Genomic DNA, 13,848 nt, shown 5'->3' with positions numbered 1-13,848 from the left:
AAAGAACTGTAGAAAGGGGAATACAGATGACGAATGAACAGATGATTGAAGCCATTTTGGATAAAATGAACATTATTAACCGCGGTGCAATCAAAGCGGAAGAATATAATGCGGCTGATCCGTCAGCGGTGAAAGAGATTTACGAGTACGTGATGACACGCTCTTCGCTCTCTTTGTCGGAAGTCGATGGTATCGTCGAAGAACTCGGTCAATTGACATGAAAAAGGAGTGGACCCCCAAGCGGTCCACTCCTTTCGTTTATAAATCTGCGTAGCGCCGATTAAAGGCAATAAGCGCTTCTTTAGCAGCCAATTGCTCGGCTTCTTTTTTCGAACGTCCGACCCCTTCACCGACGATGTCGTCGCTGAGGCGTGCATGTGCGACGAATTCCCGGCTATGCGCCGGTCCGCGTTCCTCGATGATTTCATACGAAACAGGTCCGAGTCCTTCCCGTTGAACGCTCTCCTGTAACTGGCTCTTGAAATCGGTCTGTTCTTCAAATACTCCCGCTAAGACTTTCGGAAAAACCGCTTCGGCGAGGAATCGTTCGACGGCCTCAATTCCCTGGTCTAAATAAAGAGCACCGATATAGGATTCGAACACGTCGGCAAGCAGTGCCGGACGTTTTCGTCCACCGGTCAACTCTTCACCTTTCCCAAGCAAGATGAAGTCAGAGAAAGCATAAGCTTCCGCAAAATTCACGAGTGACGGTTCACATACGATCGCCGCTCGTAATTTCGTCAATTCCCCCTCGGAGCGCTCCGGATAAGTCTCATAGAGAAAGCGAGATACGGTCAGTTCTAAAACAGCATCCCCTAAAAATTCTAAACGTTCATTGTCTTTTCGTAACCCGCGTTGCTCATTCACATAAGATGAGTGTGTGAACGCCTGCATCAACAAGTCGTGATTCGAAAATTGAACGTCTAACCGTTCTTCCAATGATTTAAATAGTTCCAAGATGCGTGCTCGTTCCATCTCCTGACGCCGACGTCGCTGCGCCGACCCTTGACGGTCAAACCGTCGTTTGTCTTTTGTCATAGTTCCCTCCATGAATAAGCACAAGCCCACCGCCCGGAACCGAGCGGTGGGATGGCTTGATTACAATTTTGTTTCGATGTAAGCCACTACGTCGCCAACAGTCGCGAGCTTCTCAGCGTCTTCGTCTTCAATCGTGATGTCGAATTTGTCTTCGAGGTCCATCACCATTTCCATTACTTCAAGTGAATCCGCACCAAGGTCATCCTTGAACGATTTCTCTGCTGTGATTTCAGATACGTCTTTCCCGAGCTTCTCAGCAACTGCTTCTTGTACGTCTACTAAAATTTGTTCTTTTGTCATGATAAAATCCCTCCAAAGGTAAGTATATTAAATGTCAGTCTGTTGGTAAAGTTCTCTTTTACGCCATCGTCATGCCGCCATCGACGGCAATCGTCTGCCCGGTCACATAAGCTGCTTGTTCCGATGCGAGGAAGGAGACAAGGTTCGCCACATCCTCCACCTGTCCGAAACGGTTGAAAGGAATTTGCTCGAGTGTAGCCTCTCGTTGCGCATCTGTCAAGGCATCGGTCATATCCGTTTGAATGAACCCTGGACAGACGGCATTGACCGTCACGTGACGTCCCGCTAGTTCGCGCGCCACCGATTTTGTCAATCCGATCAACCCTGCTTTTGCAGCCGCATAGTTCGCTTGTCCTGCATTACCGGTAATCCCAACAACCGAGGCGATGTTGATGATTCGACCTGCTTTCGACTTGAGCAAAGGTCTCGTGACGGCTTGCGATGTCAAAAAGGCGCCTTTTAAGTTCGTCGACAGCACATCTTCGAAATCGGCTTCTTTCATTCGCATGAGTAACCCGTCACGCGTGATCCCTGCATTGTTGACGAGACAATCGACGCGTCCGAACGTATCGACTGTCGTCTTGACGAGCGCTTTGACATCGTCAGCATTCGATACATCTGCTTTCACGGCGATGGCTTCGCCGCCTGCCTCCGTGATCATGGCCACGACATCATTCGCTTTTTGTTCACTACCCGAGTAGTTCACGACGACCCGAAAGCCATCTTCCCCTAAACGTTTCGCGATGGCCGCCCCGATTCCCCGGGACGCTCCCGTCACGATCGCCACTTGATCATGCACGTACTTCTCCTCCTAACGAGGCGACTTCTTCGAGCGTAGTCGCCTTTTGAATCGAAACGTTCGAGTCGATTCGTTTAATCAATCCTGAAAGCGGTGAAGATGGACCGAACTCGATGAACGTGTCTACGCCGTCTGCAATCGCCTTCCGTACACAATCTTCAAAGCGGACAGACGAATACAGTTGTTTCGTCAATAACGCCTTCAACTGTTCAGGGTCACGATGCACCGCTGCGTCCACGTTCGAAATCATGTCGACGGAAGCCGCTTCAAATGGCGACGAGGCGAGGACATCTTGGAAACGCGTTGCCGCCGGCATCATGTAGGAACTATGGAACGCTCCAGATACGTTTAACGGCAATACCCGCTTCGCACCGGCAGCCTTCAATTCCACGCCCGCTTGTTCGACCGCGTCGACATGCCCTGAAATCACGAATTGACCAGGACAATTCAAGTTGGCGATTTGAACTAAATTCCCGCTCGCACTGATCTTTTCAGTGATATGGAGCGCCTCTTGAAGATCGGTCATCCCGACGACTGCCGCCATCGTTCCATCCTTCACTTCAGACATCAACTGCCCACGTGCTCGGACGAGGACGGTCGCCTCTTCAAGATCGATGACACCCGCACTGACGAGCGCCGCATATTCACCGACACTATGCCCGATGACGACATCTGGTGCCGCACCGCTCTTCGCATAGGCTTGCGCGAGGAGCGAAGCGTGCGCCACGATGGCCGGCTGTGCAATTTCCGTTTCTTGTAGGTCTTCCTTCGACCCGGATGACATGACTTCAAGAAGGTCAAATCCGAGTCGACGTCCGATTGCTTGAAGCGTTTCAGGGTGATTTAAAAAGGTTTGTCCCATCCCAACGGCTTGGGAACCTTGCCCCGGAAACACCCATGCTACTTTCCCCATATCTTCACCTGCTTTCGCTTAGTCTATGGCTTTGGCACGCTTGATTTTTTCCACGACATCGTGATCTACCATGATTTTCGCCTGTTTCAACGCACTCATGATGGCGAGTGCATCGCTCGACCCATGCGCCTTGATGACCGGCGCATTGATCCCGAATAATCCGGCTCCCCCGTGTTCGCGATAATCCAGCGTTTCTTTTAATCGTCTCAATTTCGGTTTTAAGATGAGAGCGGCGAGTTTAGATACAAGGTCACTCGTGAATTGTTCTTTCATCATCTTCATGAGCATCGAAGAGGAGCCCTCCACACCCTTTAACAAGATGTTTCCCGCAAATCCTTCGGTCACGATGACGTCCACGTCACCTGACATCGCTTCACGCGCTTCGACATTCCCAACAAAATGGACAGGTGCCTGTTCAAGGAGGGGGAACGCTTCTTTTGTCAGCGCATTTCCTTTACCAGCTTCTGTCCCGATATTGAGAAGGGCGACACGCGGTGTTTTGATGCCACGCACATGTTCCGCATACAGTGAACCCATAATCGCATAGTCGACGAGGTGTTCAGCTTTTGCATCCGGATTCGCTCCGACATCCAGGACGACGACACCACTACCAGTATATGTAGGGAACGTCGGAGATAATGCCGGACGCTCGATTCCTGGGATCCGTCCGATGATGAAAAGAGACGCCGCCATCAATGCGCCGGTATTCCCGGCAGACACGAGAGCATCCGCTTTTCCTTCTTTGACGAGCTGAGCTGCCACGACGAGCGAGCTGTCCTTCTTACGGCGCACCGCCCGTACCGGTTCGTCTTCGCCTGTAATGATCTCACTGGCTGGAACGACCGTTACTCGAGGGTCATCAAGACCGTATGAGGCAATTTTCACCTCATCACCGACTAAAAAGAGTTCCATCGACTCGTTCGGATATTGCGCGACGAACCGTTTCACACCTTCTACAATCGCCTTCGGTGCGTGATCGCCACCCATTGCATCAATCGCTAACTTCATGCTTGCTCCTCCTCACCACGTCGGTAAATCGTGAAGTCGCCATCAAAGACGCACTCCTCACCGACATAACTTTCAACTGTGACGTCCGTTCTCCCGTCCCCTCGTAGTTTCATCACACGAGCCTTGGCAACGACTCGCTCTCCAAGATGGACTTGGCGACTGAAGCGAATATCCGCTTTAGTGGTCAACGCCAATTCATCATTGATGAGCGCCACCGCTAACGAGTTGGCTTGCGCGAACAAGACATGTCCACGGGCAATCTCGTTGCGGCTAAAGACGTGTTCTTTTTCTATATCGAGGACTGAGATCGCAGAGTCATCTAGCTTCAAGTCAATCATATCACCGATGACCTCGCTCATTGAAAGCGATTTGACTTCATCGAGATGTTCGGAAGCCACATGTTTGATCCGTTCCCTCACTTCCGGAATTTTTAATTCCATCCGGTCGAGTCGAATCGTCTGGATGCTGACAGAAAACTGTTTTGACAGTTCTTCGTCTTTGATGAACGGGTTATGCTCAATCGTTTCTTGTAACAAGCGTTGCCGCTCTTTCTTAGGTACCCGCATTCAGTTCCCTCCTAAACTAATCGCTAAAGAACTTAATACCTGGTACTAATAGCAGTATATATTCTTTAGTCGTCATTTTCAAGTACTATTCTAACCTTTCCCCAACGAGAAGGTCGAGTTGTTTCAAATAACCACGTAACCCTTCATATTGAGCGTCATGCCAAAAGGCGTCGCTCCCAAGAAGTTTCACGGCATCTTGCATGGCCACTTCCATCACTTTCAAATCGAGAACGGGATCGGCGACCCGGAAACTTGGGAGACCACTCTGTGCGGTCCCGAAGAAATCACCAGCCCCACGTAACTCTAAATCTTTCTCCGCCAATACGAACCCATCGTTCGTCTCCGTCATCGTTTTCAGTCGAACTTTCCCGACATCTGACTTTGGGTCCCCGACGAGGATACAGAACGATTGATGGGCACCACGACCGACACGGCCACGCAACTGGTGTAATTGCGCGAGACCGAAACGCTCAGCGTCATGGATGATGATGAGTGAAGCGTTTGGAACGTTCACCCCGACCTCGACGACCGTTGTGGAGACGAGAATCTGTGTCGCGTTGTCGGCGAATGATTTCATGACCTCGTCTTTTTCTGTACTCGATAGCTTCCCATGCATCAGACCAACACCATAGTTCGAGAAGCGTTCTTTCAACAGCTCATACAGTGCCGTCGCACTCTCCACTTCTAGTGTATCCGACTCCTCGATGAGAGGTGCAATCACATACGCTTGACGGCCGAGTGCAAGTTCCCGATCGACCATTGCATGCACACGATCGATCTGGTCGTGTTTCGCCCAATACGTTTCAATCGGCTTTCGTCCTTTTGGCATCTCATCGATCGTGGAAACATCCATCTCTCCGAACGCACTGATGGCAAGCGTCCTCGGAATCGGCGTCGCGGTCATATATAAGACGTCCGCGAATTCAGCTTTATCGCGAAGTTTCTTCCGTTGTTCGACACCGAATCGATGTTGTTCATCTGTGATCGCCAAATGTAAATTCGAAAATTCGACCGGTCCTTGGATGAGCGCGTGCGTCCCGACGATGATGTCGACGTCACCCAATCGGATTTCCGTCAGTAGGGCTTCGCGCGCCTTCCCTTTCACCGAGCTCGTCAGGAGGGCGATCGTGATGCCAAACGGTTCAAATAATTCCTGTAACGATGTCGCATGTTGTTCGGCAAGGATTTCTGTTGGCACCATCAAAGCCCCTTGATACCCGGCCGTCACAGTCGCATACAAGGCAATCGCGGCAACGACGGTCTTCCCGCTCCCGACATCCCCTTGTAACAATCGGTTCATCCGTTCTGGTTTTTCAAGGTCAGATACGATTTCACGGATGACCCGTGTTTGGGCTCCTGTTAACGGGAATGCGAGCCGTTTGACGAATTCATTCAATTGATGCTTATCGAGGTGAAGGGCCCGACCGTTTCCTGACCGCTCCATTTTACGAAACGCCTGTAATTTTAACTGATACATGAGACACTCTTCATAAACATAGCTTCGTCTCGCCAGTTTATAGGTCTCAACCGTATCCGGGAAATGCATCCCACGAAGCATCGTCATCCGGTCAACTAATCGATATCGGTCGCGAATAGTATGCGGGACCTTTTCGGGCAGATCGTTCACCTGTTCAAAAGCGAGTTTAACGATTCGACTGAAATTCTTTTGTGTCAGTCCGGCACGCAATGAATAAATCGGTTGCAGTCCGCCTGACGGGGTACCAAATTCAAGGTCGGTCGCGCTGATCGTCATCCGGTTCATGTCCCATTTCCCTTTGACCGTCACCGTCTCCCCAATCACCAATTTTTCTTTATAGAAGGCACGGTTGAACATCGTCACTTGGACGGCGTATCGGTCTTCGAGTAACAACCGGAACTGGAGACGATTTTTCCCTTTACTATAGTAACGAACGAGCGGTTCGCCTTGGACTGTCCCGCTCCATTTGACGAGGTCGCCGTGCACAGCCGTCGTCACCGTCCCACTATTATAATTCTCATAACGAAACGGGACGTGCTCAAGCACGTCCTCGATTCGAACAAGTCCCATCACTTCTAACTTTTTGGCCATCTCTGGCCCGACCCCTTTCAGCGTCGTCAGTTGATCATTGTTTTGCATCTTCTTTCGCTCCAAATATATTTCGTTCGAGGCGACGAGCCGTCGGTGTATTGGCAAGTCCACCTTTAGCGGTTTCTTTTAAGGCCGTCGGCATCATTTGGCCCACTTCATGCATCGCCGAGATGACTTCGTCACAAGGAATACGTGAGGTAATCCCCGCGAGCGCCATATCTGCTGCGACAATAGCGTTGGCACCGCCCATGGCGTTTCGCTTGACGCATGGAACTTCCACCAGCCCCGCCACAGGATCACAGACGAGACCGAGCATATTTTTTAGGGCTATCGCAAATGCCGTAGCCGACTGGTCCGGTGTCCCGCCAGCTGCTTCAACGATGGCCGCGGCTGCCATGCCTGTCGCCGACCCGACCTCGGCCTGACATCCACCAGCCGCCCCTGAAATCGAGGCGTTGTTCGCCACGACGAATCCGAACGCACCTGACGTGAACAAGTAACGGATCATCGCGTCGCGGTCCATTTCTAGACGATCTTTTACCGCAAACAACGTTCCTGGTACGACGCCCGCGCTTCCCGCCGTCGGTGTCGCACAGATTCGTCCCATCGCCGCGTTCACTTCGTTCGTCCCAATTGCTTTCGAGACGGCATCTAAAATGAGGTCTCCCGCGAGCGACTTGCCTGAACGAATATACTCTTGCATGAGTACGGCATCATTCCCCGTCAATCCCGTAACCGACGTGACACCTTGGAGTGCGCGTTCGACCGCTTCTTCCATCACCTCAAGATTTCGGTCCATCATCCCGATGATGTCCTCTCGACTGGCACGTCTGACATGCATCTCCTGCTCGATCATCACTTCAGAAATCGGGATGCTCCGTTCTGTTGCAATCGTCACTAATTCCTCTACTGATTTAAACATCACACATTCTCCTCATTCCCCAAAAATAGCTATCCGTTCGATTTGCGGTAACCGTTCCAGCTCTGCTAACACTTCCGCAGGAATGGTCTCATCAATCTCAATCGCCATCAACGCCTGCATCCCTTTTTCATGGCGGCTCACTTCCATATGACCAATGTTTAATTGGTGATTCGCCAACACACCGGTCACAGCCGCGATGGCCCCGAATCGATCATGGTGCAAGACGACGAGTGCAGGCCCCCCACCTGTCAGTTTCAACGGGAATCCGTTCAGTTCGGTAATTTCAATCGTTCCCCCGCCGATTGAGATCCCGACAATCTCAAATGTGCCCAATTCATCTTCGAGTAAGACCCGGGCCGTATTCGGGTGATCCGTCAACAGATCACTCGTCTCAAAAATGACCTCGATCCCTTTTTCACGGGCGATGTCTAACGCTTGTGGGATTCTCAGATCGAATGTATCGAATCCCATGATTCCACCGACGATGGCCACATCCGTACCGTGTCCCCGATACGTGTCAGCAAACGACCCATAAAATGTGATGTGCGCGGTACGCGGCGTTCTCCCGAACAACTTACCAGCCATCAAGCCGATGCGGGCAGCACCTGCTGTATGCGAACTCGACGGTCCGACCATGACCGGGCCAATAATGTCAAACACACTACGATATTTCATCAATTTTTCCCCCTTTCAAAAATCCCTACCTTCATTATACAGAAGGTAGGGATTCGAAACAGCTTATTCCACACTAAAAATATAAGAGTAAAGCGGTTGTTTACCGTCGTGAACTTCAATTTCAATCTCGTCGTTCACCGATTCGATATATGACGTCAACGCTTCTACGTCCGATGCAGAAGAGCCTTCTCCTGTTAAGATCGTGACGATTTCGTCGTCTGCGTCGATGAGCGCATCGACTAATCGTTTAGCCGCTTCTAAACTCGATGGAGACGAAGAAACGATTTTCTTCTCAGCAATCGCCATGTGCTCATCTTTTTTGATTTCAACGCCATCGATGCTCGTATCACGAACAGCGTACGTCACTTGACCGGACTTCACTGTCGCCGCTGCCGCTTTCATCGCTTGTTCATTCATCTCGACATCCGCTTCAGGATTGAATGCGATGGCTGCCGCAAGACCTTGTGGGACGGTCTTCGTCGGAATGACCGACACGCCACACGGTGCGACAGACGCCGCTTGTTCAGCCGCCATGATGATGTTGGAGTTGTTCGGGAAGATGAAGACGTGTTCCGCATGTGCCGATTCAATCGCCTTGACGATATCTTCCGTCGACGGGTTCATCGTCTGACCACCTTCGATGACGTGGGCCGCCCCGAGTGAACGGAACAGTTCGCTGACGCCTTCACCCATTGCGACCGTTACGATGGCAAATGGTGCTTTCGGCTTCTCCGCTTGTTGAACACCGTGTTGGTTGGCACCGTGTTCTTCTTCAAGAATCGTCGAGTGTTGTTGACGCATGTTCTCAATTTTGACTGCGACAAGTTCACCGAAGCGCTGACCTTTCGTGATGACCTCACCTGGCGTCTCGACGTGAACGTGAACTTTCAAGAGCTCCTCGTCCGCGACGACAAGAAGAGAGTCCCCGAGTTCAGACAACTCGTTTCGGAATGCATCTTCGTTGAACGGTGCATCTTTCAACTTGTCCTCTTGGAAACGGACCATGATTTCCGTACAGTAACCGAATTCGATATCTTCTGTTGACATGAATCCTTGCGCTGCATGCGCATGGTGTTCTGCTTCAATCAATGCATCCATCACCGGAGTATGTGGTTTTTCGAGTTCCTTTCCTTCAAGACTCGCAAGGAATCCTTCGTAAATGACGAGAAGTCCTTGACCACCTGAGTCGACGACCCCGACTTCTTTTAACACCGGTAACAAGTCCGGTGTACGGTCTAACGAAGCTTTTGCTTCGACGATGACACGTTTCATGAACTCTGTGAAATCACTTGTCGACTCAGACGCAAGGAGCGCTTCATCAGCCGCTTCACGAGCAACCGTTAAAATCGTTCCTTCAACCGGTTTCATAACCGCCTTGTATGCCGTGTCGACACCGCGTTTGAGCGCTTCTGCAAAATCAACTGTCGTGAGTTCCGTCTTACCTTCAACGGCTTTCCCGAAGCCGCGGAACAATTGGCTTAAAATAACGCCTGAGTTTCCACGTGCTCCCATCAGGAGTCCACGAGCGAACTTTGATGATACCTCTGCGATATCAGATGAGTTCATGGCTGCTACTTCTTTCGCACCTGACGTCATCGTCAAGTTCATGTTCGTTCCCGTGTCTCCGTCTGGAACCGGGAAGACGTTAAGCGAATCTACATAATCTGCGTTTTGGCTCAAGTTGGCCGCTCCGTTTGCGATCATGTTTGAGAGCGCCACGCCATCTAAACGATTTAAACCCACACCAAATCCTCCTCCGTTTTCGTCAGTCATTCGTCAGACGAACGCCTTGAACGAATATATTTACCGACGAAACGTTTAATCCTAAAGTTTCTCCGAGCGTATATTTCACTCGGCTTTGCACGTTGTATGCGACTTCAGATACTTTCGTCCCGTAGCTTACAATGATGTGCATGTCGATATGTACGTCCTCATCCTCTTGACGTACGACGACACCACGCGCGTAATTTTCACGTTTTAACAATTCAGCAATGCCGTCTTTCAATTGTGCCTGTGAAGCCATGCCGACCACACCGAAGCATTCCATCGCCGCACCACCTGCGAGTGTCGCGATGACGTCACTTGTGATGTCAATATTGCCATATGTTGTCTTCATTTCAATTGCCATATGGAGTAGCCTCCTTTATTCGGAATGATTCCTAATGTACATTCTACAATAAGTACCTAGTTATTAAAAGAACCTGCTCCAGAATCTCGGTCAATTAACGCGATAACCTCATTCATTATTCAAATCCTTGAGAGTAATGTCAAGTTTTTTTCTTGTCATGGTATGATTTTCTAGTTGCATCGGGAAAAAAGCCGTGCTAATATAAACGAGTGTCTATTAGGACGAACCCACATAAAAAAGGAGGGGAAACGCATGGCACGTAAATGCTACGTAACAGGTAAATCACCTAAATCAGGTAACAACCGTTCGCACGCACTCAACAAGACAAAACGTACTTGGGGTGTAAACGTACAAAAAGTTCGTATTCTCGTTGACGGTAAACCGAAACGCGTTTGGGTTTCAGCTCGCGCACTTAAATCAGGTCTCGTTGAACGCGTATAATACTTATACACGAACGAATAAATCCCAGCGGCATTCGCCGATGGGATTTTTTTTGCTTATTTTTTGACGAGCATGACGAGGACCATTCCTTCATGGACCGTCAACAAGGCACGCTCTTCGCTCCACTCATTTGAAACGGTCAACGCTTGCGCGCTATGGACCGGATGACGGTCGAGTGGATATTTGACCCCCTCAATTGAAATCGTGGCGGTTTTCCAAGGCATGAAAGACAAGTAATGTTCATCTAGTTTTTTAATCTCATAACTTCCTGGCCGAGCGAGAAAAATCGTTTGACCCGTCCCATGAAGAACCATTCCCGGATACGATTCGAGTAGACCGACGTTCGCGAACGTCATATCAACTCGTCCCCCGAGTGCCCCGTACACATCCATCTGGGTCGCCCCCCGATCGATCGCCAATTGAAGCGCAATCTCGAGGTCGGTCACATCCTTTTCAGAAGGGTAACGTAGCGCCTCCTCAGGAGGTGGTCCGACAAACGAATCAAAGTCTCCGACGACGACGTCGACATCGATTCCTTCATCTAATAATCTTTGATATCCACCATCGACGCCGATGATAAAATCGGCATCACGCGGTAAGTCCGGAATAGGTTCCGGACTCGCCGCGACGATTAAGATGTTCATTGACGAATGTCCCGTGTCGCAACACGCGTGAATCGCGGAGCTGTCGTGAAGAGTAAGACTAATACGATGGCTGAGATGACAAACGACGGAACCATATACGTTGCGTTATAGCCAAGTGAATAAGCCACGACCGGACCCTTCGCATACTCAGCGAAAAAGACAATCCCTGAGATGACGTGAGCCGCATAACGCAACGCCGACCCGATCAATGCTCCGAGCACTAAATAGGTAGCGAGGGTCTTCGTCGCGCCTTGACCAGCGGCCTGTTTCACACGTCCGGCAAAGACGCCGGCCACGCCGACAAGTCCGTACGCGACCGTATAATCGAGCAAGAACTGAACTGGCGTAAAGATATAGGCTCCGAACAAGAGTTGAAGCGTCCCGACGAGCGCACCAGTCGCAAGTCCCCCTTTCAATCCGTGACGAAACGCCATCACAAAGATCGGGAGCATCGCCAGACTGATTGATCCCCCTTCTGGCAATCGGTATGGGATGAGTAAATCAAAAACTAGCCCAAGCGCTGCGAACAATGAAATTTCGATGAGTGCTTGTAATTTAAAACGTGATTTCATCTTTCTTCCTCCTTTATTGTGTGAACGACAAAAAGCAGCATGACGTAAACGCCATGCTGCTTGGATTCGCAACGTGCATTTTCGCCACATCCCTACGTCCGTGTGAACGGAACAGGTTCAAAGGGTTAGCGTATGCCTCTCAGCCACATCATGTGACACCCCTTGCGACTCTATCTTGTTGTTCTACCGTCGATTATACACGAGATGCGCCACGAATGCTATCGATGGCTGCTTTATAATCCGGTTGATTGTAAATGGCTGAACCGGCAACTAGGACATCTGCCCCTGCATCAATGCAACGTTTCGCCGTCTCTTCGTTGACACCACCATCAATCTCAATTTCAAAATCGAGCTGACGGTCTTTGCGAAGCTGACTGAGCGCCGAGATTTTCGGTACGACGGATTCAATGAACGCTTGTCCACCAAACCCTGGATTGACGGTCATGAGCAATACCATATCGACATCTTGAAGGATATGTTCAATCGTAGAGAGCGGTGTGTGCGGGTTCAAGACGACCCCACATTTCGCCCCTGCCGCTTTGATTTGCTGCAAGACTCGATGTAAATGGTTCGTTGCTTCCACGTGAACAGTCACAATGTCTGCCCCCGCCTTGACGAAATCTTCGACATAGCGTTCCGGTTGATCAATCATCAAATGCACATCGAGAACCATGTCTGATTTTTTGCGCAAGCTTGCGAGGACTGGTAGCCCAATCGAGATGTTCGGCACGAACTGCCCATCCATCACGTCAAAATGGATATAATCCGCCCCCGCATCTTGAACGGCTTTCACTTCAGTCTCCAAATTGGCAAAGTCGGCTGCTAAAATTGATGGTGCGATTTTAATCATCTGTCAATACCTCCGTTTACGATCGTTTAACTCCTCCATAAAGGTAACATAATTCTCATAACGAGTTGAAGCAATTTTGCCATCTTCTACGGCTTGTTTAATGGCACAGCCCGGTTCATTGATATGGACGCATCCCCGGAACTTGCAATCGTCGTGACGTTCCACAAATTCTGGGAAGCACCATCTTAGTTCATCCGCCTCGAGTTCTTGTGGGAACTCAAGACTTGAAAATCCTGGCGTATCCGCCACAAGCCCGTCGGCCAATTGAATGAGCGTGACGTGACGCGTCGTATGTTTCCCACGACCGAGTGATTTGGAAATTTTCCCTGTGGCCAATTCGAGTTCAGGCGCGACTGCGTTTAAAAGCGAACTCTTCCCTACACCTGTTTGACCGGCAAACACGCTCGTCTTCTCTTTGAAGAGTCCCCGTACTTGATCGACCCCATCCGAAAGCTCCGTCGACGTTTCAATCACGTCATATCCGATGGCACGATAGCGGGCGACCGCTTCTTGAATCGGTCCGGTCTCTTCTTCACTGAGTAGGTCCATCTTCGTTAACACGATGATTGGATGAATCTGTTTGGATTCGATCAATACGAGGAATCGGTCAAGCAAATGATAAGAAAACGCCGGTTCTTTCACAGAAAAAAGTAGAAATGCCTGATCGATGTTGGCGATTGGTGGGCGGACGAGATGGTTTTGACGTTCCTCCACCTCTAAAATATAGCCTGTCCCATCTTCTTGATCTTGAATGACAACGTCATCGCCGACGACAGGTGAGATGTTTCGTTTCCGAAAATTTCCTCTCGCCCGACACCGAATCTCTTGATTCGACTCGGTCATCACATCATAAAACCCGCCTTGTAAACGAATAATCGTTCCTTTCAATATGACTACCTCCCTTAAAAAAGAGGTGACGACACC

General features: G+C 50.1%; 17 protein-coding genes and 1 riboswitch. Of the genes, 2 read left to right on the top strand and 15 right to left on the bottom strand.

The window, feature by feature from the left end; translation table 11 throughout:
* The first annotated feature begins 26 nt into the window (after window positions 1-26).
* Window positions 27-221 carry a DUF1128 family protein gene (locus tag BV910_RS06105; protein WP_015881361.1) on the top strand — a complete coding sequence of 65 codons (195 nt, stop codon included), beginning with the start codon at window positions 27-29 and terminating at the stop codon, window positions 219-221.
* 37 nt (window positions 222-258) lie between these two features.
* Here BV910_RS06105 and rnc read toward each other — a convergent pair whose 3' ends face one another.
* The 11 genes from rnc to BV910_RS06050 all read right to left on the bottom strand — a co-directional run bounded on the left by rnc (window position 259) and on the right by BV910_RS06050 (window position 10,417).
* Window positions 259-975 (bottom strand): ribonuclease III, encoded by a 717-nt coding sequence (rnc, locus tag BV910_RS06100; protein WP_035387821.1) that lies wholly within the window; start codon window positions 973-975, stop codon window positions 259-261.
* A gap of 123 nt (window positions 976-1,098) precedes the next feature.
* Entirely contained in the window at window positions 1,099-1,338 is a 240-nt protein-coding gene (acpP, locus tag BV910_RS06095; protein WP_015881359.1) for an acyl carrier protein, read from the bottom strand.
* Between the two features lie 58 nt (window positions 1,339-1,396).
* Window positions 1,397-2,137: a 3-oxoacyl-[acyl-carrier-protein] reductase gene (fabG, locus tag BV910_RS06090; protein ID WP_015881358.1), complete on the bottom strand. Its 741-nt coding sequence runs from the start codon at window positions 2,135-2,137 to the stop codon at window positions 1,397-1,399.
* Window positions 2,130-3,050, bottom strand: coding sequence for an ACP S-malonyltransferase (gene fabD, locus BV910_RS06085; protein WP_078146682.1), 921 nt, complete (start codon window positions 3,048-3,050; stop codon window positions 2,130-2,132). The genes fabG and fabD overlap by 8 nt, the downstream gene beginning before the upstream one ends.
* Window positions 3,051-3,068: 18 nt before the next feature.
* Entirely contained in the window at window positions 3,069-4,058 is a 990-nt protein-coding gene (plsX, locus tag BV910_RS06080) for a phosphate acyltransferase PlsX (protein WP_015881356.1), read from the bottom strand.
* Window positions 4,055-4,624: a transcription factor FapR gene (fapR, locus tag BV910_RS06075; RefSeq protein ID WP_015881355.1), complete on the bottom strand. Its 570-nt coding sequence runs from the start codon at window positions 4,622-4,624 to the stop codon at window positions 4,055-4,057. The genes plsX and fapR overlap by 4 nt, the downstream gene beginning before the upstream one ends.
* An 85-nt stretch (window positions 4,625-4,709) precedes the next feature.
* Window positions 4,710-6,740 carry an ATP-dependent DNA helicase RecG gene (gene recG / locus BV910_RS06070; RefSeq protein ID WP_078146681.1) on the bottom strand — a complete coding sequence of 677 codons (2,031 nt, stop codon included), beginning with the start codon at window positions 6,738-6,740 and terminating at the stop codon, window positions 4,710-4,712.
* Window positions 6,727-7,614, bottom strand: coding sequence for an L-serine ammonia-lyase, iron-sulfur-dependent, subunit alpha (gene sdaAA, locus BV910_RS06065; RefSeq protein ID WP_078146680.1), 888 nt, complete (start codon window positions 7,612-7,614; stop codon window positions 6,727-6,729). Before sdaAA ends, recG begins: the two co-directional genes overlap by 14 nt.
* A 12-nt stretch (window positions 7,615-7,626) precedes the next feature.
* Complete coding sequence (gene sdaAB, locus BV910_RS06060; RefSeq protein WP_078146679.1) at window positions 7,627-8,289, bottom strand: L-serine ammonia-lyase, iron-sulfur-dependent subunit beta; 663 nt, start codon at window positions 8,287-8,289, stop codon at window positions 7,627-7,629.
* Between the two features lie 63 nt (window positions 8,290-8,352).
* Entirely contained in the window at window positions 8,353-10,032 is a 1,680-nt protein-coding gene (locus tag BV910_RS06055) for a DAK2 domain-containing protein (protein ID WP_201302241.1), read from the bottom strand.
* Window positions 10,033-10,054: 22 nt separating this feature from the next.
* Complete coding sequence (locus BV910_RS06050; RefSeq protein WP_015881350.1) at window positions 10,055-10,417, bottom strand: Asp23/Gls24 family envelope stress response protein; 363 nt, start codon at window positions 10,415-10,417, stop codon at window positions 10,055-10,057.
* Between the two features lie 252 nt (window positions 10,418-10,669).
* On the opposite strand from BV910_RS06050, the gene rpmB reads away from it, so the two are divergent.
* Window positions 10,670-10,858 (top strand): 50S ribosomal protein L28, encoded by a 189-nt coding sequence (gene rpmB, locus BV910_RS06045; protein WP_015881349.1) that lies wholly within the window; start codon window positions 10,670-10,672, stop codon window positions 10,856-10,858.
* 56 nt (window positions 10,859-10,914) lie between these two features.
* Here the strand turns inward: rpmB and BV910_RS06040 are convergent, their stop codons facing one another.
* The 4 genes from BV910_RS06040 to rsgA form a co-directional block, all read right to left on the bottom strand.
* Window positions 10,915-11,502: a thiamine diphosphokinase gene (locus tag BV910_RS06040; RefSeq protein ID WP_078146677.1), complete on the bottom strand. Its 588-nt coding sequence runs from the start codon at window positions 11,500-11,502 to the stop codon at window positions 10,915-10,917.
* On the bottom strand, window positions 11,499-12,074 hold the full coding sequence (gene thiT, locus BV910_RS06035; protein ID WP_078146676.1) for an energy-coupled thiamine transporter ThiT: 576 nt from the start codon (window positions 12,072-12,074) through the stop codon (window positions 11,499-11,501). The genes BV910_RS06040 and thiT overlap by 4 nt, the downstream gene beginning before the upstream one ends.
* Before the next feature lie 72 nt (window positions 12,075-12,146).
* A riboswitch (TPP riboswitch) is annotated at window positions 12,147-12,247 on the bottom strand.
* Between the two features lie 20 nt (window positions 12,248-12,267).
* Window positions 12,268-12,924, bottom strand: a complete 657-nt coding sequence (gene rpe / locus BV910_RS06030) for a ribulose-phosphate 3-epimerase (RefSeq protein WP_078146675.1) — start codon at window positions 12,922-12,924, stop codon at window positions 12,268-12,270.
* A gap of 3 nt (window positions 12,925-12,927) precedes the next feature.
* Window positions 12,928-13,815 (bottom strand): ribosome small subunit-dependent GTPase A, encoded by an 888-nt coding sequence (gene rsgA, locus BV910_RS06025; RefSeq protein WP_047795432.1) that lies wholly within the window; start codon window positions 13,813-13,815, stop codon window positions 12,928-12,930.
* Window positions 13,816-13,848: the final 33 nt, after the last annotated feature.

It is taken from the genome of Exiguobacterium sp. HVEsp1 (genome assembly GCF_002009685.1).
GTDB classification, from domain to species: domain Bacteria; phylum Bacillota; class Bacilli; order Exiguobacteriales; family Exiguobacteriaceae; genus Exiguobacterium; species Exiguobacterium profundum.
This window is presented reverse-complemented; position numbering and strand designations above follow the sequence as displayed.

Excerpts from the sequence above, each read along its gene's own strand:
- BV910_RS06105 (WP_015881361.1), top strand. The coding sequence starts at position 27 with ATGACGAATGAACAGATGATTGAAGCCATTTTGGATAAAATGAACATT.
- rnc (WP_035387821.1), bottom strand. The coding sequence starts at position 975 with ATGGAACGAGCACGCATCTTGGAACTATTTAAATCATTGGAAGAACGG.
- acpP (WP_015881359.1), bottom strand. The coding sequence starts at position 1,338 with ATGACAAAAGAACAAATTTTAGTAGACGTACAAGAAGCAGTTGCTGAG.
- fabD (WP_078146682.1), bottom strand. The coding sequence starts at position 3,050 with ATGGGGAAAGTAGCATGGGTGTTTCCGGGGCAAGGTTCCCAAGCCGTT.
- plsX (WP_015881356.1), bottom strand. The coding sequence starts at position 4,058 with ATGAAGTTAGCGATTGATGCAATGGGTGGCGATCACGCACCGAAGGCG.
- fapR (WP_015881355.1), bottom strand. The coding sequence starts at position 4,624 with ATGCGGGTACCTAAGAAAGAGCGGCAACGCTTGTTACAAGAAACGATT.
- recG (WP_078146681.1), bottom strand. The coding sequence starts at position 6,740 with ATGCAAAACAATGATCAACTGACGACGCTGAAAGGGGTCGGGCCAGAG.
- sdaAA (WP_078146680.1), bottom strand. The coding sequence starts at position 7,614 with ATGTTTAAATCAGTAGAGGAATTAGTGACGATTGCAACAGAACGGAGC.
- sdaAB (WP_078146679.1), bottom strand. The coding sequence starts at position 8,289 with ATGAAATATCGTAGTGTGTTTGACATTATTGGCCCGGTCATGGTCGGA.
- BV910_RS06050 (WP_015881350.1), bottom strand. The coding sequence starts at position 10,417 with ATGGCAATTGAAATGAAGACAACATATGGCAATATTGACATCACAAGT.
- rpmB (WP_015881349.1), top strand. The coding sequence starts at position 10,670 with ATGGCACGTAAATGCTACGTAACAGGTAAATCACCTAAATCAGGTAAC.
- BV910_RS06040 (WP_078146677.1), bottom strand. The coding sequence starts at position 11,502 with ATGAACATCTTAATCGTCGCGGCGAGTCCGGAACCTATTCCGGACTTA.
- thiT (WP_078146676.1), bottom strand. The coding sequence starts at position 12,074 with ATGAAATCACGTTTTAAATTACAAGCACTCATCGAAATTTCATTGTTC.
- rpe (WP_078146675.1), bottom strand. The coding sequence starts at position 12,924 with ATGATTAAAATCGCACCATCAATTTTAGCAGCCGACTTTGCCAATTTG.